Below are 18,224 nucleotides of genomic sequence, written 5' to 3'. Positions count from 1 at the left end.
TAGGGATACAGGGATTGCGGGGTGAGTCACGCCATCAGGACGTGATAGCGCCAGTCGAGGACGTCGCGGTCGCGACCGTCCGTCTCGTGCGCGACGACAGTCGATCGCAGCTGCAGGATGCCGCCGCCACCGGGCAGAGGGGTGGCTTCTTCCACGTGGATGAGCGAACTCAGGGTGTCGCCTTCACGGACGGGCCCGGTGTGATCGCAGGACTCCCACGACAACACGGTCACGATGTTCGGCAACGCCCGGTTCGCCTGCGAGAGTGCGAGTCCGATCGTGTGGCCGCCGTAGACCAGGCGGCCGCCCGCGGATCTGCCGGCCACTCGCTCGTCGTGGTGGGTGGCGGCGATGTTCAGCGACAGGCGTGCGAGCTCGGGCGCGCTCGAGACCACATCGGCGCTGGACCGGAAGACACGTCCGGCGAGATGCGGTGAAAAATGTTGCCCGCGAACCGAAGATCGGTAGGTGTCGAGATCCCAGTCCGGTGTCGCGGGGTGAGGGTCGACGCCCGGGCCGATGGCACTGAGGTCATCGGTGTGCACCGTCCGGTCCGGAGCGGCGGTGGCCGACAGCGGCAGCATCGCGCAGCGGTGGAAGTCGAGCACGGTCTCGCCGCGTTGATCGGTGGTGAGCATGTGCAGCGCGGCGAGTCCGGTCGGCGCACGGCCGGGCTTGGGTGTGTTCTCGCGAAGTCCCACGACCTCGGTCACCGTGGAGAGCGTGTCGCCGATCCGCGGATGACGCAGGAACCGCAGCCCTCGGTAGAAGAGGTTCGCCTTCACATGATGGGTGGCCAACGTCGACTGCCCGATCGCCACATCGGTGACGAGGCCCGGGTGGGCGAGAGTGTCTGCGCCCGTGACCCGCTGGCATAGGTGCGCATCGAGGGACAGGCGCAGACGGTCGCCCAGGATCGATTGATGTGCGGCGGCCAGGCCCGAGGTCAGCGTGACCGACGGTGCGTCGTCGAAGACCTGGCCGTGGGCGAGTTCGTCGAAGTGGGGTCCGCCCACCGCGATCGGGTCAGTCATCGGCGCCGCTCTTGGCCAGGATGCGACGCGCGGAGACGGCCAGGGCCTCGTCGAGCATGCGGCCGTCGAGTTCGGCCGCACCGGCGCCCGCGGCGGCGGCGTTCTCGAGCGCAGCGAGTACCCGCCGTGCGTCGTCGACGGCGGCGTCGTCCGGGGTGAAGATCTCGATGGCAGTTGCCAACTGAGCCGGGTGGATGACCCAGGTGCCGTCGAATCCGAGATCGCGTACCCAACGCTTGGCGTCGCGGAATGCGTCGTCGTCGGCGATGGTCAGGTGTGGGCCGTCGATGACGTCGACGCCGGCGGCGCGGGCGGCGAGGAGCACCGAATCCTGTACGACGTGCCAGGTCTGCATGGGTAGGCCGGCGGACCGGCCCAGGGAGGCGGCGAGGTCGGCGTATCCGATCAACACGGCGTCGAGGCGGTCGGTGGCCGCGCAGATCGTGCCGGCGTCGCGGATGCCGCGCGGGGTTTCCAACAACGCCTGCAGGCGAACCGGAGAACCGCCCAACCGACGATCGGCGGCCTCGAGGTCGGCGGGCGAATCGGCCTTGGGTACGACGACGGTGCTCAGATGCTGCATCTGAGCGCATGCGGCGAGGTCCGCGGCCGCCCACTCGGTGTCGATGGCGTTGATACGCAACGAGATCGCACGGTCGGCGCCGAACTCGGCGACCAGATCGGCCGCGGCCGCACGGGCCGAGTCCTTGTTCGCCGGGGTCACCGCGTCCTCGAGGTCCAGCACGACCTCGTCGGCGATCGAACCCAGCGCCTTGCGTGCCTTGCGGTCGTCGGAGGCGGGCGCGACCAGGACGCCCCGTCTTCTCTGCACAGTCGCTCCCAGCGTCGGTGGTGTCACATTCGTGTGTGTTGTCGAAATGTGCGGCCAAATGTGGCGCTCCTCGGTTGTAGCAGACGTCCGCGTCGTAAGGGAAGTGTTGACAAGGCTGACGCGCGCCTCACAAAATGGCCGTACAAATCAGCCGAACCGTTCCGCAGATCGTAGGTGTATCCGTACATGAGCACGCTCACCGCCGAAGAATCGTTCCTGGTCGAGACCGTTCGGTCGTTCGTCGACCGGGAGGTCAAGCCCTCCGTGCAGGAGGTGGAGCACGCCAACTCCTACCCGGAGAAGTGGATCGAGCAGATGAAGCAGATCGGGATCTACGGTCTGGCCGTGCCCGAGGAGTTCGGCGGCTCGCCGGTCTCGATGCCCTGTTATGCGCACGTCACCCAGGAGTTGGCGCGCGGCTGGATGAGTCTGGCCGGGGCGATGGGCGGGCACACCGTCGTCGCGAAACTCCTCACGCTGTTCGGCACCGAGGCGCAGAAGCAGCAGTACCTGCCGAGGATGGCGACGGGTGAGATGCGGGCGACGATGGCGCTGACCGAGCCGGGCGGGGGATCGGATCTGCAGGCGATGGCGACGGTCGCGAAAGTCGACGGAGACGATCTGGTCATCAGTGGGTCGAAAACGTGGATCAGCAACGCCCGACGCTCGGGACTGATCGCGCTGCTCTGCAAAACCGACCCGGCCGCCACTCCGCGCCACCGCGGGATCTCGATCGTCCTCGTCGAACACGGACCCGGGCTGACGGTGTCGCGCGACCTACCGAAACTGGGTTACAAGGGAGTCGAGAGCTGCGAGCTGTCCTTCGACGGTTACCGCACACCGGCGTCATCGATCCTGGGGGCCCAGCCCGGCAAGGGATTCGGGCAGATGATGAAGGGGCTGGAGACGGGGCGCATCCAGGTCGCCTGCCGTGCTCTCGGTGTCGCGACGGCCGCGCTCGAGGACTCGCTGGCCTACGCGCAGCAGCGGGAGTCCTTCGGCCAGCCGATCTGGAAGCACCAGTCGATCGGCAACTACCTCGCCGACATGGCCACCAAACTGACCGCGGCCCGCCAGCTGACCTGGCATGCGGCCGAACAGTACGACAAGGGTGAGCGGTGCGACATGGAGGCGGGTATGGCGAAGCTCTATGCCTCCGAGGTCGCCATGGAGATCGCCTTGAATGCCGTGCGCATCCACGGCGGGTACGGGTACTCCACCGAGTTCGACGTCGAGCGGTACTTCCGGGACGCGCCGCTGATGATCGTCGGGGAGGGCACCAACGAGATCCAGCGCAACGTCATCGCGGCGCAGCTCGTCTCCCGCGGTGGTATCTGAGCCGGAGCGATTTGTGCCCCAAGGGTACTCGCGGCACGAATGAAAGGGTGGATCGATGAGTGAGGCGGGGCAGTCCGAGCCGGCGTACAAGACGCTGGCCGCCGAACTGCGCTCCCACATCGCGGCGGGCCGATACGCCGGCGGCGTCCGGCTGCCCACCGAATCCGAACTGTCCCAGGAATACGGCCTCAGCCGCCAGACGGTTCGCCGCGCGTTCCTGGAACTCGTGACCGAGGGGTCGGTGTATCGCGTACCCGGGCGAGGGACGTTCGCGACGGACAATGCGGGACAGTATCTGCGTCAGCTGGGTTCGATCGAGGACCTCATGAACCTGTCCACCGACACCGCGATGCAGGTTCTGGAATCACCCGCCCGCCGAGTCGATCTCGACGCGGCCGGGCGGTTGCGCCTCGACACCGACGTCGTGTGGCGGATCGTCTTCCAACGATTCCACGACGGTGTGCCGTTCGTCGTCACGACGGTGTCGTGGCCGGAATCGGTGGCACGCTTGGTGATCGACGCCCCCGAGGTCGAGGCGGGCGCGGTGAGCGACCACACGATGATCGGGCTCCTCGAACCCCACCTGGTCCATCCCATCGAGGAATGCGCCCAATCGATCACCGCCACGACCGCCGACGCGGAGACCGCGGCACGCCTCGGCTGCCAGGTGGGGCACACGGTGTTGCGGGTCGACCGGTTGTACACCGACTCCCGGGGCCGTGCCGTCGAACTCGCGATCAGCTACTTCCTACCCGAGCACTACACCTATCGGGTCACCCTGCGCCGCACCGGGGATGCGCGTTCGGGATGAAAGGCCGTCGCCTGCCCCTGAGGTGCTTTGCTCGCACCTCAGAGGGCAGGAGACGATCGATCAGCTCCGGGCCGGAAGCGGTTGCTCCTCGGGAACATTCGACGCGGCGCGTCGGGTGGGGATGGTGAGGGTGATGGCCATGCCGACGAACGCGGCGGCCGCGGCGACCAGGAAGCACCAGGTGAACGTCGACTCGTCGGGCACCTCGGTGCCGCCGAGTGAGATGGTGGCACTCGCCAGGATCAGGGCCATGACGGCAGACGCGATGGTGGTGCCCAGTGATCGCATCAGGCCGTTGAGCCCCACTGCCGCACCGGCTTCGGTCGCCGGAACGGACCCCATGATGAGTGTCGGCATCGCCGCGTAGCCGACGCCCACGCCGATGGCGCAGACGATCGACGCCAGCATGAGCTTCCATGCCGCGTCCATGAGGAAGAACGCCAGGAGGTAGCCGCATCCGAGGATCGCCGCACCGATGGCGAGAGTGATCTTGGCTCCGATGCGGTTGATCAGGATGCCCGAGACGGGCGCGAAGATCATCATCATCAGGCCGCCGGGTGCCATCCACAGGCCGGCGGCCAGCAGGGACTGCCCCAGGCCGTAACCGGTGGCCTCGGGTAGACGGAGGAGCATGGGCAGGACGATCGACTGCGCCATCATGCCGAAGCCGATGGCCGCGGCGGCGATGTTCGTCAGCAGGACCGCGGGGCGTGCGGTGGTGCGCAGATCGACCAGCGGTTCCCGTTGACGGAGTTCGAAGATGCCCCAGACGAGAAGCACGGCGATCCCGCCCAGTCCGAGACCGAGGGTGCGACCCGACGTCCATCCCCAGTCGTTGGCCTTGGACACCGCGATCAGAAAGGCGGAGAGTCCCGCGGCCAGTCCGATGGCACCGGGGATGTCGATACGGCCACCCGCGGCGTCGTTCACGCGGGGCACCAACACCAGGACCGCGATGCTCACGAGGACGCCCAGACCGGTCGCGACGTAGAACAGGGCGTGCCAGTCCCAGGTCTGCACGATCCATGCCGCCAGGGGCAGGCCGATCGCACCGCCGACGCCGAGCGTCGCGCTCATGGCGGCCACGGCCATCGACGTGATGCGGGGCGGGGTGATCTCGCGGATCAGGCTCATGCCGACCGGGATGAAGCCCATCGCCAGCCCCTGCACACCGCGGCCGATGATGAGCGGGACGAGCGTATCGCCCAGCGCGCAGATCAGCGAGCCGAGCGTCAGCAGCGCCGCGCTGACGAACAGGACGCGCTGTTTGCCGAACATGTCGCCGAGCCGGCCGGCGATCGGCATGGCGACGGCTGCGGCGAGCAGGGTCGCGGTGATGATCCATGACGCGTTGCCGATGGACGTGTCCAGCAGTCGTGGCAGGTCGGGCTGGATCGGGATGATCAACGTCTGCATCAACGATGCGACGAGTCCGCCGAAGCAGAGCACAACCACACTGCCGACGGCGCCGGCGGGCGCCTTGTCGACGGCGTCGGCCGCTTCGCCGTTCAGCTCGGATGCGGTACCGCGTATTGGGCTCATGGAGAGACCTCCTTCGAGGTATGCAGCATACATATGTAACGTACACATGCAAATCGGACAGTAGATTGTCCACGTCGACGGATGGAGGAGTGATGTCGGAGGATCCCGCTCCGGGGAACCGCGCCTCGGGGGATCACGCCCCGTGGCAGTCGCCGGTGCACCGTGACCTGGCGCAGGAACTGCTGCGGATGTCGCGGCGCCGCAGCCTCGTCCATCCCGGTGTCGGCCTGGAACGGTCGGCGTTCGCCATCCTGTGGGTGCTGTCCGACGGCAGGCCGCGCACCCTGCGAGAGCTGACCGTCGAACTGGGTCTCGAGCAATCCACCGTCAACCGCCAGGTCAATGCGGCGATCAAGCACGGTTACGTGGAGCGGTTCGAGGTGGAGGATTCGCTGTCGAAGATGATCCGTCCCACCGAGGCGGGCAGCGAGGCGTTCCGCCGGGACGGTCTTCTTCGCGCCGAACGACTCGAGCAGGTCTTCGCCGACCTCGATCCCGGTACCCCGCAGGCACTGCTACACGAACTCCGGGCGTTCAACGATGCCTATGAACGGACCCAGCACCGCCATGGGACCGCCGAGGAGCCGGCGGACCGGAAGCACGGTCTGGGGTGAACGCGCCCGGGACGTTCGCGGTGACCGGATCCGCATCGGGCATGGGTGCGGCGGTGGCGGAATCGCTGCGGGCCGAGGGCCACCGGGTCATCGGCATCGACCAGCGGGACGCCGAGGTGGTCGCGGATCTCTCGACGCCGCAGGGGCGTCGGGCAGCCGCGGCGGAGGTGCTCGAGATGGCGTCGGGTGCCCTCGACGGTGCGGTGCTCGCCGCGGGGATGGGACCCGCTGCGGGACTCGAACGAAAGATCCTCGAGGTCAACGTCTTCGGGGTCACCGACCTCCTGACCGCCTGGCGTCCTGCGCTCGCCGCCGCGGAAGAGGCGAAAGTCGTTGTTTTCGGCTCCAATTCGACGACGGTCACGCCGCTGGTTCCGAAGTCCGCGATCCGGCGCCTGCTCGACGGAGATGCCGAGGGTGCGACCCGGGTGATCCGCAGACGCCGCGGAGTCACCGGCCCGGTCGCCTACGCGGCGTCGAAGATCGCGGTCACCCACTGGTGTCGGCTGCACGGCACGACGCCCGAGTGGGCAGGTGTAGGCGTCCGGGTCAACGTGATCGCGCCGGGCCCCGTCATGACGCCGTTGTTGCGATCGCAGCTCGATGGTCCGCAGGCCGGGCGCGTCGAGTCGTTCCCGGTTCCCGTGCGCGAGTTCGGAACTCCGGAACAACTGGCATCGTGGGTTCTGCTGATGCTGTCGCCGGCAGCCGACTTCATGTCGGGCACGGTGGTCACCGTCGACGGCGGGACCGATGCCCTGATGCGCCCCCGGGACTGGCCTGCGCCGCTTCCGTTGCGCGGCATGCCCAGATTGCTGTGGATGATGTATCGCGCCCCGAAGAACGGCCAGGTGGCCGAGTACTAGCCCGGAGGGTGGTCTACAAACCCGCCCGCTCGAGTGCCTCGTCGAATTCCTCCGAGGCCTGCTTCTCGCTCTTGCCGTCGGCGAGGGCCTGCCGGTAGACGGCGAAGAGTTCGGCGCCGTGTTCGGAGTACTTGCGCGTCCAGCGTTCGCTGTCGACCCGCCAGTAGCCGATGACGTCGTAGCACCGGCGGTCCCAGCGCAGGTCGGCCCCGCGGAGATGTTTGCGCACGGCGCGCGATTCGGCGGCCTCACCGGCGAACCAGCAGTAGCCGCCCGCGGTGGGGATGGACAGTTCGCGAACGGTCTCGGCCAGTCGGCTGGGGGTGCGCGCGTTGCCGCCGATGACGGGAATGAGTTCGACGCCGCGGTCGGGCAGGTAGGACAGTTCGGTCGGGGCCGGGACCTCGACGATCGCGGTCACGCCGTCGGTCGACGGCAACTCGTCGAGGATGCGGGCCAACGCGGGGAGGCCGGCGAGGTCGGCGGCGAGGATGAGCCGCTCGGTGTCCGCGGGCGGGGCGTACCAGCTACGCGCATGGGTCATGACCACCTCGTCGCCGGGTTGTGCGCCCTGCGCCCACAGCGTCGCCGGGCCGGCTGCGTGGATGACGAAGTCGACGAGCATCGTGCCCCCGGCGTGGTCGACGGCGCGGATCGAGTAGTTACGACCGTCGGGAAGGGGGTCGGCGTCGTAGTACGCCCACGTGCCGTCGCGGCACTCCATGTCCGGCGCGCTCCGCTGACCCGGCAGCGGGAAGTAGATCCCGACCGCCTCGTCGGGCGCCCCCGGGAGGCCGAGGCCCGGGAGGTCGGCGACTTCGAAGGCGACGCGACGCAGGTTGGGCGTCAGGTCGGCGACGTGCTGTACGCGTGCTCTGGAATAGCCCATGAGGTAACCCTAACCTCACTGTGGTGGAGGCGGCCACAGGGTGGACCGTCGTTACTAGGATATGCAACCATCGAAGGAAACGTGCCGGTGCCACTGCACCGGTGCCCGGTCGGTGGAAAGAGGGTTCGGCGTGTCGCAGTCATCTGTCTCCCCAGCAGGAGCTCCCGGGGCTTCGGCCTCGTCGGTGTTGGCGGAGGAGAACGGTTCCGCGCGGTCGCTGATCCTGAACCGGCCGAAGTCCATCAACGCGATCGATCACGAGATGGTCCTGGAGATGGCGCGACGACTCGACACGTGGGGTGTCGACGAGACCGTGAAGGCGGTCGTCGTGGCCGGCGCCGGTGAACGCGGACTGTGTGCGGGCGGCGACATCGTCGCGATCCACCGCGACGCGGCTGCGCTCAGCGGGAACCCGGAGTCCACCGACGTCGACGCCGAGCAGTCCCCGTCGGCGAAATTCTGGTTCGACGAGTACCGCCTCAACGAGTCGATCTCGACCTACCCCAAGCCGTACGTCGCGATCATGGACGGCATCGTGATGGGCGGCGGGGTGGGGATCTCGGCCCACGGCAACGTTCGCATCGTCACCGACCGCACCAAGCTCGCCATGCCCGAGGTCGGCATCGGCTTCGTGCCGGATGTCGGTGGGACGCATCTGCTCTCGCGCGTGCCGGACGGGCTCGGAACCTATGCGGGTCTGACCGCGGGTCACCTGCGCGGCGCCGACGCCATCGCGATGGGCCTCGCAGACCACTTCGTGCCCGCCGAGTCGCTGCCCGCCTTCATCGCGGCGATCGGCGAAGCGGGAGTCGATGCGGCGGTCGACCGGTACGCCGTCGACGCGCCGCCTTCGGAGCTCTCGGATCAGCGCGAGTGGATCGCCGGCGCCTTCGCCGCCCCGACCGTCGCCGAGATCGTCGACCGTTGCCGGGCAGTCGGGTCGCCCGAGGCGGTCAAGACCGCCGACACCATCGCCGCCAAGAGCCCGACCGCCCTCGCGGTCACCCTGCGCTCCTTGCGGGAAGCCGCCGACGACGCGAGTCTGGCCGACACCCTGGTCCGCGAGTACCGGGTCTCGCTGCGCTGCCTGCTTCACCCCGACATGGCCGAGGGCATCCGCGCCCAGGTCATCGACAAGGACCGCAACCCGAAGTGGGCGGACTTCTCCGAGGACGCCGTCGACGCGTTCTTCGCCCCGCTCCCGCACGATCTGACCTTCGCGAACGCCCCCGCGGCAGGCTGATCCCGGGGCAGGGTGGTCGGCAGGCACCCCGCGGTGTGACCATGTCTGTCGAGCACCATCGAGTTCGTCGGTCATCCCAGACCCGCATCACCGAAACCGAAAGAGGTAGCACGTGACCGAGTACCAGACCATCCTCGTCGAGACCAGCGGCCGCGTCGGCATCATCACGCTGAACCGACCCAAGGCCCTCAACGCCCTGAACTCCGAGCTCATGAACGAGGTCGTCGGCGCCGTCAAGGACTTCGACGTCGACGCCGGGATCGGAGCGATCGTGATCACCGGGTCGGAGAAGGCGTTCGCCGCGGGTGCCGACATCAAGGAGATGTCGTCGAAGACCTACGCCGACGTCGTGAACGAGCAGTTCTTCGGTGCCTGGGACGAGCTCTCTCGCGCGCGCACGCCGATCATCGCCGCCGTCACCGGGTACGCGCTCGGCGGCGGATGTGAGCTCGCGATGCTGTGCGACACCATCATCGCCGGCGACAACGCCGTCTTCGGTCAGCCCGAGATCAACCTCGGCGTCATCCCCGGTATCGGCGGCTCTCAGCGGCTCACCCGCGCCGTCGGCAAGGCCAAGGCGATGGACATGGTCCTCACCGGCCGCCAGATGAAGGTCGACGAGGCCGAGCGCATGGGTCTGGTCTCCCGCGTCGTCCCGAAGGAAGACTGCCGCGCCACCGCCCTCGAGGTCGCCGAGCTCATCGCGTCGAAGTCGCTGATCGCCTCCGCGCTGGCCAAGGACGCGGTGAACCGTGCGTTCGAGTCGAGCCTCGTCGAGGGCGTGCGCGCCGAACGTGCCCTGTTCTACTCGACCTTCGCCACCGACGACCAGACCGAGGGCATGGCCGCTTTCGTCGAGAAGCGCGACCCGAACTTCACCCACCGCTGATCCGAAACATCTCCACACCCACCCTTTTTCGGTATTTTCACCCCCCTCCGGTGGGTGGATCTGCCGAAAACGGGTGGGTGTGCGGCGTTCACGACAGGGTGCGCAACACCGCCAGGGCCCGGTCGACGAGCGGGGTCCGGCGCCCGTCGGGGAAAGCGACGGCCAGTTCGACCTCCTCGTCGATCTCGAGCGGCCGGTAGACGACGCCCGGCACCCCGAGCGCCGAGGTGGGTTCGGGGACCAGCGCGACCCCCACCCCGGCGGCGACGAGTGTCACGAGCGTCGACGTCTCCTCGACCTCGTGCCGGATGCGGGGGACGAATCCCGCGCGTCCGGCGGCGGCCGACAGAACCCCGTGCATGATCGACTTCCCGCCGCCCGCGTGCACGATGAAGTCGTCGCCGGCCAGCAGTGCGAGGTCCACGGTCGCGGCCGGTGCGCCGTGGGCGAGCGGATGGTCGTGGGGCAGCGCCACGATGAGGCGGTCGCTGCGGATCGCCTCGACATGCAGTCCGGTGGTGTCGATCGGCATGCGCAGCAGGGCGAGGTCGATGTCGCCGGCCCCGAGCGCGGCGATCTGGGCGGGTGCCAGCATCTCGCCACGAACGTTGACGTCCACATCCGGTAGCTCGTCGCTCAACGCGCGCACCAGCGCGGGTAGCAGCGAGTAGGTGGCCGAGCCGACGCACCCGATCGCAAGGGTGCCCGAGCGTCCGTCGGCGATCCGCTGTGCCTGCCGACCCGCGGCGTCGACCGAGTCCAGGATCGCAACCGCCCGGCGCAGATAGTCCTCGCCTGCGGGCGTGAGCTCGACGCGTCGCGTGGATCGGACCAGCAGACCGACGCCGAGCTCGTCCTCGAGTTGGCGGATCTGCTGGGACAGCGGCGGTTGCGCCATGTGCAGCCGCCGCGCGGCGCGTCCGAAGTGCAGTTCCTCGGCCACGGCGCGGAAGTACCGCAGGTGACGCAACTCCATGGCGTGAGTCTACTGATATGCATGGGATATCAAACGTCGACTTATGGATACTTCTCAATATGGACCAGGGTTCCTACCCTGGGTCCATGGCTTCTTCCGGTAGCGATGCGTCGACCGACATCGTCATCTGTTCTCCAGTGCGTACGCCCGTGGGTCGTATGGGTGGAGTTCTCTCGACGGTGCCCGTGACCCGGCTGGCGACCGACCTGTTGCGGACGCTGACCGAGCGCACCGGTCTCGGAGAAGGAGACATCGACGACGTCATCCTCGGCCAGGGGTACGCCGGCGGCGAGTCGCCGGCGCTCGGTCGGATCGCCGCCCTCGACGCCGGCCTGGGTGTCGGGGTCCCCGGTATGCAGATCGACCGCCGCTGTGGTTCGGGCCTGCAGGCGATCCTGACCGGTGCCTCCGCCGTCGCGACGGGAGGTGCGCGTCTCGTCGTCGCCGGTGGCGCCGAGTCGATGTCGAACGTCGAGCATTACGCCCTCGGCTTGCGGTCGGGCATCAAGCAGGGTGGTGTCGAGTTGATGGATCGTCTGGATCGCGGTCGTCTGACGGCCGGCGGTGAGACGCACCCCGTCCCCGGCGGGATGATCGAGACCGCCGAGAATCTGCGCGCGACCTATCGGATCACTCGGGATGAACAGGACGAGTTGGCGGCTCGCTCGCATCGCCGCGCCATCGCCGCCCAGGAGGAGGGCCGGTTCTCCGACGAACTGGTGCCCGTCACCATCCCGGGCCGACGCGGCCGCCCCGACACCGTCGTCGACCGCGACGAGCATCCGCGATCCGATGCGTCCGTCGAATCCCTTGGCGCACTTCGTCCCATCCGACTCAAGACCGACGCCGAGTCGACGGTCACGGCCGGAAACGCGTCAGGCCAGAACGACGGCGCGGCCATGGCCGTGGTCACCACGCGCGCCGAGGCCGAGCGCCGCGGGCTCGAACCTCAGCTCGCGCTGCGTTCCTGGGCGGTCACCGGGTGCGAGCCCGAGGTCATGGGCATCGGCCCGGTCGGTGCCACCGCCGCTGCCCTCGACCGCGCCGGCTTGACGCTGGATGAGATCGACCTCATCGAACTCAACGAAGCCTTCGCCGCCCAGGTGCTCGCCTGCCTCGCGGAGTGGAAGGTCGACCCGACCGACGAACGGCTCAACCCCAACGGGTCCGGCATCTCGCTGGGTCATCCCATCGGTGCGACGGGTGCCCGCATCCTCGCCACCGCGGCGTACGAAGCGCGCCGACGCGACGCCCGGTACGTCCTGGAGACGATGTGTATCGGTGGCGGACAAGGCCTCGCCGCGATCTTCGAGGCGACGCGATGAGCGCGCAGGTCCACGCCGTCGTCACGGGGCGTCCTGACGGGCCGGCCGTCGTATTGTCCAACTCGCTGGGGTCGACGCATCGGATGTGGGACGCCCAGATCGCCGCGCTCGACGAGCGATTCCGCGTCGTGCGCTACGACACCCGAGGGCACGGGGATTCGCCTGTGCCACCAGGGCCGTACGCGATCGACGAGCTGGCCGACGACGTCATCGCGCTGCTGGACCGCCTCGACATCGAACGCGCACACCTCGTCGGGCTCTCGCTCGGCGGGATGACCATGATGCGCGTCGCCGCACGGAATCCCGAACGTGTGAACCGGTTGGCCCTGCTGTGCACCGCCGCGTACCTGCCGCCGGCACAGGGCTGGATCGACCGTGCCGCGCTGGTGCGCGCCGACGGCACCTCGGCGGTCGCCGCGGCCGTGGTCCAGCGGTGGTTCACGCCCGGATACCTCGCCGCGAACACCGAAGCGCGACAGGGGTACGAGGCCATGGTCGCCGCCACTCCCGCCGAGGGATACGCGGCATGCTGCGAGGCGATCGCCGCGATGGATCAGCGGGCCGAGCTGTCGTCGATCACCGCGTCGACCCTGGCGATCGCCGGCGCCGACGACCCGGCAACCCCGCCGGATCTGTTGCGCGACATCGTCGATGCCGTGCCTCATGGGCGCCTGCTGGTGGTCCCGGACTCCGCGCACCTCGCCAACGCCGAGCAAGCCGACACCATCACACCCGCACTTCTCGAACACCTGGAGCAGCAATGAGCACTCGTGACAGTGCCGCCACGACGACGGTCGTCGACCGTCCCGGCGGCCCGATCAAACTCGCGGCGTCGGCGACCGAGGCGGTCGCCGACATCCCCGACGGCGCGAGCATCGCGGTCGGCGGCTTCGGGCTGGCCGGGATCCCCGGCTTCCTGATCGACGCGCTCCTCGAGCAGGGTGCGGCGAATCTGACCATCGTCTCCAACAACTGCGGAGCCGACGGCGCGGGCCTCGGACTGCTGCTGGAGGGCCGTCGCATCGACCGGGTCGTCGCGTCCTACATCGGGGAGAACAAGGAGTTCGGGCGCCAGTTCCTGTCCGGCGAGGTCACCGTCGAACTCACCCCGCAGGGCACGTTGGCCGAACGCATGCGGGCCGGCGGAAGTGGGATCGGCGCGTTCTTCACCCCCACCGGCGTCGGCACGCTCGTCGCCGAGGGCGGACTTCCCTGGCGCTACCACTCCGACGGCACCATCGCGGAGGCGTCGCCGCCCAAGGAGGTGCGGACCTTCCACGGTCGGGAGATGGTTCTCGAGGAGTCGATCGTCACCGACTACGCACTCATCCGGGCCGCGGTCGTCGATACCGACGGCAATTGTCGATTCCATGCTGCGGCACGCAATTTCAACCCGCCGGCGGCGATGGCCGGGCGCATCACGATCGTCGAGGCAGAGAAGGTGGTCGAGGTCGGCGAGCTCGGACCCGACGAGATCCATCTGCCCGGCATCTTCGTGCAGCGGATCGTCGCACTCGCCCCGGAGCAGGTCGCGCGCAAGGGAATCGAGAAGCGCACCGTCCGTGAACGTCCCACCGCGTCGCCGTCAGCCTAGGAGAGTCGACATGACCTGGACCCGTACCGAGATGGCCGCCCGCGCCGCCCGTGAACTCACCCCCGGCGACTACGTCAACCTGGGAATCGGGCTGCCCACCATGATTCCCGACCTCATGCCCGACAACTCCGGTGTCCACCTGCACGCCGAGAACGGCATCCTCGGCGTCGGACCGTTTCCCTACGACGACGAGGTCGACCCCGACCTCATCAACGCGGGCAAGCAGACCGTGTCGGTGCTACCCGGGGCGTCGTACTTCGATTCGGCGACGAGCTTCGCGATGATCCGCGGCGGCCACGTCGACGTCGCGGTCCTCGGTGGCATGCAGGTCGCGATGAACGGCGACCTGGCCAACTGGATGGTGCCGGGGGCCCTCGTGAAGGGCATCGGTGGCGCCATGGACCTGGTCAACGGCGCAGGCCGGGTCATCGTGCTGATGGACCACGTCACCAAGAAGGGCGAGCCCAAGCTGCTCGAGGGTTGCGCGCTGCCGCTGACCGGCCGCGGTGTGGTGAGTCGCGTGATCACCGACCTCGGTGTGTTCGACATCGCCGGAACAGGTTTCGACGTCGTCGAGTTCGCGCCGGGTATCGACCTGAGGCTCGTCGAGGAGAAGACCGGAGCGCCCGTGGTCGACCGGACACTGACACAGGCGGCCCCGGCAGGCGTGTAGACCATCTCAGCTTCGGCAATCGATCACCATTTCCGTTCACGCGCACACGATTTCGGTGAGCGGTAACGGATTCGGTGAGCGGTGCCGCCGTCCTGCTCGTCAGCCAACACCGCCGGATACGTGCCCGCCGATTGATCGACGCCATCGATCAATCGGCACAAATTGAGTCTTTGTGATGTATGGATCGACGCTCTACCGTGAGACGTGTCCGCGGTCACAGCCGCGGTGTCGATCGGTACGAGACGAGGCAGGTCATGGAGCTACGGCACTTGCGGTACTTCACCGCCGTGGCCGATACCTGCCACTTCGGGCAGGCGGCCGAGTCGTTGCACGTGGCGCAGCCCGCGCTGTCGTACGCCATCCGCCAGCTCGAAGCCGAACTCGACGTCACGCTGTTCACGCGCACCACCCGGCAGGTGTCGCTCACCCCGGCAGGGCAGTACCTCAGGGTCCAGGCCGAACGAATCCTCGCCGGGGTCGACGAAGCGACCGACGGTGTGCGTCGGATCGCCGCCGGCCGCAGCGGCGTCGTCCGCCTCGGCCTCACCGGTATCGCGGCCTTCTCTCATCTCCCGCGCATCGCACGGGTCGTCAAACGGGAACTGCCCGACGTGGATCTCCGCATCCAGTCCGACATGCTCACCCCCGGACAGAGCGATGCCCTGCGTGCCGGGGCCCTCGATCTCGGAGTGCTGCGTCCGCCGGCGATCGGCGAGGACATCGAGACGAAGGTGATCGACGTCGAACCCCTCGTACTGGCGGTCTCCGTCGATCACCGGCTCGCCGTCGAACCGGTCGTCGCCGTCGCCGACCTCCGCAACGAACCGTTCGTGATGTACGACAGCCAGGACTCCGCCGTGAACGACGCCGCGATGCGAGCGTGTCGCACAGCGGGATTCGTGCCGCACCGCGCACACCAGGCGCCCGGCACGGCGGTTCTGCTGGCGCTTGTCGCCGCCGGACTCGGTGTCTCTCTCCTCCCGGCCTCGGTACGTTCGCTCCCGCTCGACGGGCTGGTGGTGCGCGACCTCGCCGACGCCGACACCGTCGAGCTGGCACTCGCCTGGAAGTCAGACACCACCGACCCCGTCGTCGCCGCCGTCGCCGATGTCATCGCCGCCGCGTTCGCCGCCGACCTCGGACACGCCGGCCCCGCCGGTGCCCGTTCCTTCAGCGCCCCGTCGGGTGCTCGATCCGGAGAAGACCTATGAAGATCACTCGGGTGGAAGCGATTCCGTTCTCGATCCCTTACGCCAAGCCGCTGAAGTTCGCGTCGGGCGAGGTGTATGCCGCCGACCACGTGCTGGTGCGGGTGCACACCGATGCGGGTGTGGTCGGCGTCGCCGAGGCGCCACCACGTCCCTTCACCTACGGAGAGACCCAGGACGGCATCATCGCCGTGATCGAGGGCATCTTCGCGCCCGCGGTCGTCGGCCTCACCCTGCTGGAACGCGAGGTGGTCGCCGCCCGGATGGCCCGGACGGTCGGCAACCCGGCCGCGAAATCAGCTGTGGACATGGCGATCTGGGACGCGTTGGGCAAGGTGCTGGGACTGCCGGTCGGCGACCTGCTAGGCGGTTTCACCGATCGGATGCGGGTCAGCCACATGCTCGGTTTCGCCGAACCGGCCGTGATGGTCGCCGAGGCCGAGAAGATGGTGGACACCTACGGGATCCGCACGTTCAAGGTGAAAGTCGGTCGCCATCCGTTCACCCTCGACACCGCGGTCGTCCGCGCACTGCGCGAGCGTTTCGCCGACGAGGTCGAGCTGTATGTCGACGGCAATCGCGGCTGGACGGCAGCCGAGTCGGCGCGCGCCATGAAAGACATGGCCGACCTCGATCTGCTGTTCGCCGAAGAGCTCTGCGACGCAGCCGATGTACTCGGACGACGCTGGCTCGTCGAACATCTCGACGTACCGTTCATCGCCGACGAGTCGGTGCCCACACCGGCCGACGTCACCCGAGAGATCCTCGGTCGCTCGGCGACCGCCATCAGCATCAAGACGGCGCGTTCGGGTTTCACCACCTCGCGTCGGACGCACCACCTCGCGGAGGGTCTCGGCGTCCCGGTCGTCATGGGCAACCAGATCGACGGCCAGATCGGGACCGCCTGCACTCTCGCCTTCGGCAGCGCCTTCGAGCTGACCTCGCGCTACGCGGGCGAACTGTCGAACTTCCTCGACATGAGCGACGACCTGCTGACCGAGCCGCTGCAGATCCGCGACGGCCACCTGCACCGGTCGACCGCGCCGGGCATCGGCTTCGAGGTCGACCCGGAGAAGCTCGAGAAGTATCGCACCGACAACTGAAAGCACGACCCCACAACACGTCTCGTGGCAGCCCCACGAACTCGAAGTAGCAAGGAGAAGCACATGACCACCACCGAGCATCCCCAGGAAGTCGCCACCGCCGCCGCGTCCGGCGCCTCCGCGACCGAGCGCTTCCATGCGGACAAGTCTCCGTTCGAGGCCGTCAAGGACACCCCGCCCGAGCGTGTGTCGTTGTTGATCAACGATGTCCTCGCGGGCGTGCACGAGACCATTCGCAAGCACAAGGTCACCTACGACGAGTACAACGCGCTCAAGGCGTGGCTCATCAACGTCGGCGAGGACGGCGAGTGGCCGCTGTTCCTCGACGTGTGGGTCGAGCACGTCGTCGAAGACGTTGCGACCGAACACCGCCAGGGCAACAAGGGCAGCATCGAAGGTCCGTACTACGTGCCGAACGCTCCGGAACTGGGCGCCAAGGGCACAGTCCCGATGCGCGACGACGAGCCCGGAGATCCGCTGGTGTGGACCGGTCAGGTCCGGTCCTGTGACGGCTCCGCCCTCGCCGGCGCCACCGTCGAGCTGTGGCACGCCGACGACGACGGCTTCTACTCACAGTTCGCGCCGGGCATCCCGGAGTGGAACCTGCGCGGCACCTTCACCGTCGACGACGACGGCCGGTTCGAGATCACCACCATCCGACCCGCGCCGTACATGATCCCGACCGACGGCTCGTGCGGAAAGATGATCTCGGCTGCCGGCTGGCATCCGTGGCGTCCCGCGCACCTGCACCTCAAGGTGACGGCGCCCGGCCACGAGCAGCTCACCGCGCAGCTGTACTTCCCGGGCGACCCGCACAACGACGACGACGTCGCCAGCGCGGTCAAGCCCGAACTCGTGCTCGACCCGCAGTCCGACGGCAAGGGTGGATACACGGTCTCCTACGACTTCGTGCTCGACCCGGAGAAGTGATGCTGTTCCACGTGCGAATGGACGTCGCCATTCCCGACGACCTCGACCCCGACGTGCGGGCCGACACCGTCGCGCGGGAGAAGGCGTACTCCCAGGATCTACAGCGCGCAGGCAAGTGGCCGCACATCTGGCGGATCGTCGGCGAGTATTCCAACTACTCGATCTTCGACGTCGAGTCGAACGACGAACTGCACACCCTGCTGTCCGGTCTGCCGCTGTTTCCGTACATGCAGATCAAGGTCACCCCGCTGGCGACCCATCCGTCGGACGTCAACGGCTGACGGTCCGTCTGCCCGCTCACCAAATCCGTTCCCGCTCACCGAAAAAAGGTGATCGGGAACGGATTTTGTGCGCGAA

Annotated in this window: 19 protein-coding genes; 14 read left to right on the top strand and 5 right to left on the bottom strand. The window is 68.2% G+C overall.

Going from position 1 to position 18,224, the window contains the following annotated elements; all coding sequences use genetic code 11:
• Window positions 1-26: 26 nt before the first annotated feature.
• Window positions 27-1,034, bottom strand: coding sequence for a MaoC family dehydratase (locus tag MAY35_RS01215; protein WP_238418800.1), 1,008 nt, complete (start codon window positions 1,032-1,034; stop codon window positions 27-29).
• Window positions 1,027-1,866: a CoA ester lyase gene (locus tag MAY35_RS01210; RefSeq protein ID WP_238418799.1), complete on the bottom strand. Its 840-nt coding sequence runs from the start codon at window positions 1,864-1,866 to the stop codon at window positions 1,027-1,029. The genes MAY35_RS01215 and MAY35_RS01210 overlap by 8 nt, the downstream gene beginning before the upstream one ends.
• Before the next feature lie 186 nt (window positions 1,867-2,052).
• Between MAY35_RS01210 and MAY35_RS01205 the strand changes: the two genes are divergently transcribed.
• Both MAY35_RS01205 and MAY35_RS01200 read left to right on the top strand, forming a co-directional pair.
• Complete coding sequence (locus MAY35_RS01205) at window positions 2,053-3,204, top strand: acyl-CoA dehydrogenase family protein (RefSeq protein ID WP_238418798.1); 1,152 nt, start codon at window positions 2,053-2,055, stop codon at window positions 3,202-3,204.
• A gap of 55 nt (window positions 3,205-3,259) precedes the next feature.
• Window positions 3,260-4,015 carry a GntR family transcriptional regulator gene (locus MAY35_RS01200; RefSeq protein WP_238418797.1) on the top strand — a complete coding sequence of 252 codons (756 nt, stop codon included), beginning with the start codon at window positions 3,260-3,262 and terminating at the stop codon, window positions 4,013-4,015.
• A 60-nt stretch (window positions 4,016-4,075) separates the two neighbouring features.
• Here the strand turns inward: MAY35_RS01200 and MAY35_RS01195 are convergent, their stop codons facing one another.
• A complete protein-coding gene (locus MAY35_RS01195; protein WP_238418796.1) occupies window positions 4,076-5,557 on the bottom strand; it encodes an MFS transporter in 1,482 nt (493 codons plus the stop codon).
• A gap of 92 nt (window positions 5,558-5,649) precedes the next feature.
• Between MAY35_RS01195 and MAY35_RS01190 the strand changes: the two genes are divergently transcribed.
• Window positions 5,650-6,171 carry a MarR family winged helix-turn-helix transcriptional regulator gene (locus MAY35_RS01190; protein WP_238418795.1) on the top strand — a complete coding sequence of 174 codons (522 nt, stop codon included), beginning with the start codon at window positions 5,650-5,652 and terminating at the stop codon, window positions 6,169-6,171.
• A 20-nt stretch (window positions 6,172-6,191) separates the two neighbouring features.
• On the top strand, window positions 6,192-7,037 hold the full coding sequence (locus MAY35_RS01185; RefSeq protein ID WP_374237905.1) for an SDR family oxidoreductase: 846 nt from the start codon (window positions 6,192-6,194) through the stop codon (window positions 7,035-7,037).
• Between the two features lie 13 nt (window positions 7,038-7,050).
• Here MAY35_RS01185 and MAY35_RS01180 read toward each other — a convergent pair whose 3' ends face one another.
• A complete protein-coding gene (locus MAY35_RS01180; protein ID WP_238418794.1) occupies window positions 7,051-7,926 on the bottom strand; it encodes a siderophore-interacting protein in 876 nt (291 codons plus the stop codon).
• 130 nt (window positions 7,927-8,056) lie between these two features.
• Between MAY35_RS01180 and MAY35_RS01175 the strand changes: the two genes are divergently transcribed.
• On the top strand, window positions 8,057-9,169 hold the full coding sequence (locus MAY35_RS01175) for an enoyl-CoA hydratase/isomerase family protein (protein WP_238418793.1): 1,113 nt from the start codon (window positions 8,057-8,059) through the stop codon (window positions 9,167-9,169).
• A gap of 112 nt (window positions 9,170-9,281) precedes the next feature.
• Complete coding sequence (locus MAY35_RS01170; RefSeq protein ID WP_238418792.1) at window positions 9,282-10,058, top strand: enoyl-CoA hydratase; 777 nt, start codon at window positions 9,282-9,284, stop codon at window positions 10,056-10,058.
• Window positions 10,059-10,146: 88 nt separating this feature from the next.
• Here MAY35_RS01170 and MAY35_RS01165 read toward each other — a convergent pair whose 3' ends face one another.
• A complete protein-coding gene (locus MAY35_RS01165) occupies window positions 10,147-11,034 on the bottom strand; it encodes a LysR substrate-binding domain-containing protein (protein ID WP_238418791.1) in 888 nt (295 codons plus the stop codon).
• A gap of 86 nt (window positions 11,035-11,120) precedes the next feature.
• Between MAY35_RS01165 and MAY35_RS01160 the strand changes: the two genes are divergently transcribed.
• From MAY35_RS01160 to catC, 8 genes are all read left to right on the top strand, one after another.
• Window positions 11,121-12,359: an acetyl-CoA C-acetyltransferase gene (locus MAY35_RS01160; RefSeq protein WP_238418790.1), complete on the top strand. Its 1,239-nt coding sequence runs from the start codon at window positions 11,121-11,123 to the stop codon at window positions 12,357-12,359.
• Complete coding sequence (pcaD, locus tag MAY35_RS01155) at window positions 12,356-13,123, top strand: 3-oxoadipate enol-lactonase (RefSeq protein WP_238418789.1); 768 nt, start codon at window positions 12,356-12,358, stop codon at window positions 13,121-13,123. Before MAY35_RS01160 ends, pcaD begins: the two co-directional genes overlap by 4 nt.
• Window positions 13,120-13,953 carry a CoA transferase subunit A gene (locus MAY35_RS01150; RefSeq protein WP_238418788.1) on the top strand — a complete coding sequence of 278 codons (834 nt, stop codon included), beginning with the start codon at window positions 13,120-13,122 and terminating at the stop codon, window positions 13,951-13,953. Before pcaD ends, MAY35_RS01150 begins: the two co-directional genes overlap by 4 nt.
• A gap of 10 nt (window positions 13,954-13,963) precedes the next feature.
• Window positions 13,964-14,626, top strand: coding sequence for a 3-oxoacid CoA-transferase subunit B (locus MAY35_RS01145; protein ID WP_238418787.1), 663 nt, complete (start codon window positions 13,964-13,966; stop codon window positions 14,624-14,626).
• A gap of 254 nt (window positions 14,627-14,880) precedes the next feature.
• Entirely contained in the window at window positions 14,881-15,837 is a 957-nt protein-coding gene (locus MAY35_RS01140) for a LysR family transcriptional regulator (RefSeq protein WP_238418786.1), read from the top strand.
• Window positions 15,834-16,937, top strand: coding sequence for a mandelate racemase/muconate lactonizing enzyme family protein (locus MAY35_RS01135; protein ID WP_238418785.1), 1,104 nt, complete (start codon window positions 15,834-15,836; stop codon window positions 16,935-16,937). The genes MAY35_RS01140 and MAY35_RS01135 overlap by 4 nt, the downstream gene beginning before the upstream one ends.
• 63 nt (window positions 16,938-17,000) lie before the next feature.
• Window positions 17,001-17,867, top strand: a complete 867-nt coding sequence (gene catA / locus MAY35_RS01130; RefSeq protein ID WP_238418784.1) for a catechol 1,2-dioxygenase — start codon at window positions 17,001-17,003, stop codon at window positions 17,865-17,867.
• The gene (gene catC / locus MAY35_RS01125) at window positions 17,867-18,148 is read left to right on the top strand and encodes a muconolactone Delta-isomerase (protein WP_238418783.1); all 282 of its coding nucleotides are present in this window, start codon (window positions 17,867-17,869) and stop codon (window positions 18,146-18,148) included. Before catA ends, catC begins: the two co-directional genes overlap by 1 nt.
• Window positions 18,149-18,224 lie beyond the last annotated feature (76 nt).

The organism is Gordonia sp. 'Campus' (genome assembly GCF_022206305.1).
In the GTDB taxonomy this organism is placed as follows: domain Bacteria; phylum Actinomycetota; class Actinomycetes; order Mycobacteriales; family Mycobacteriaceae; genus Gordonia.
Note: the sequence above shows the minus strand (reverse complement) of the source record. Positions and strands in the feature narration are given on the sequence as shown.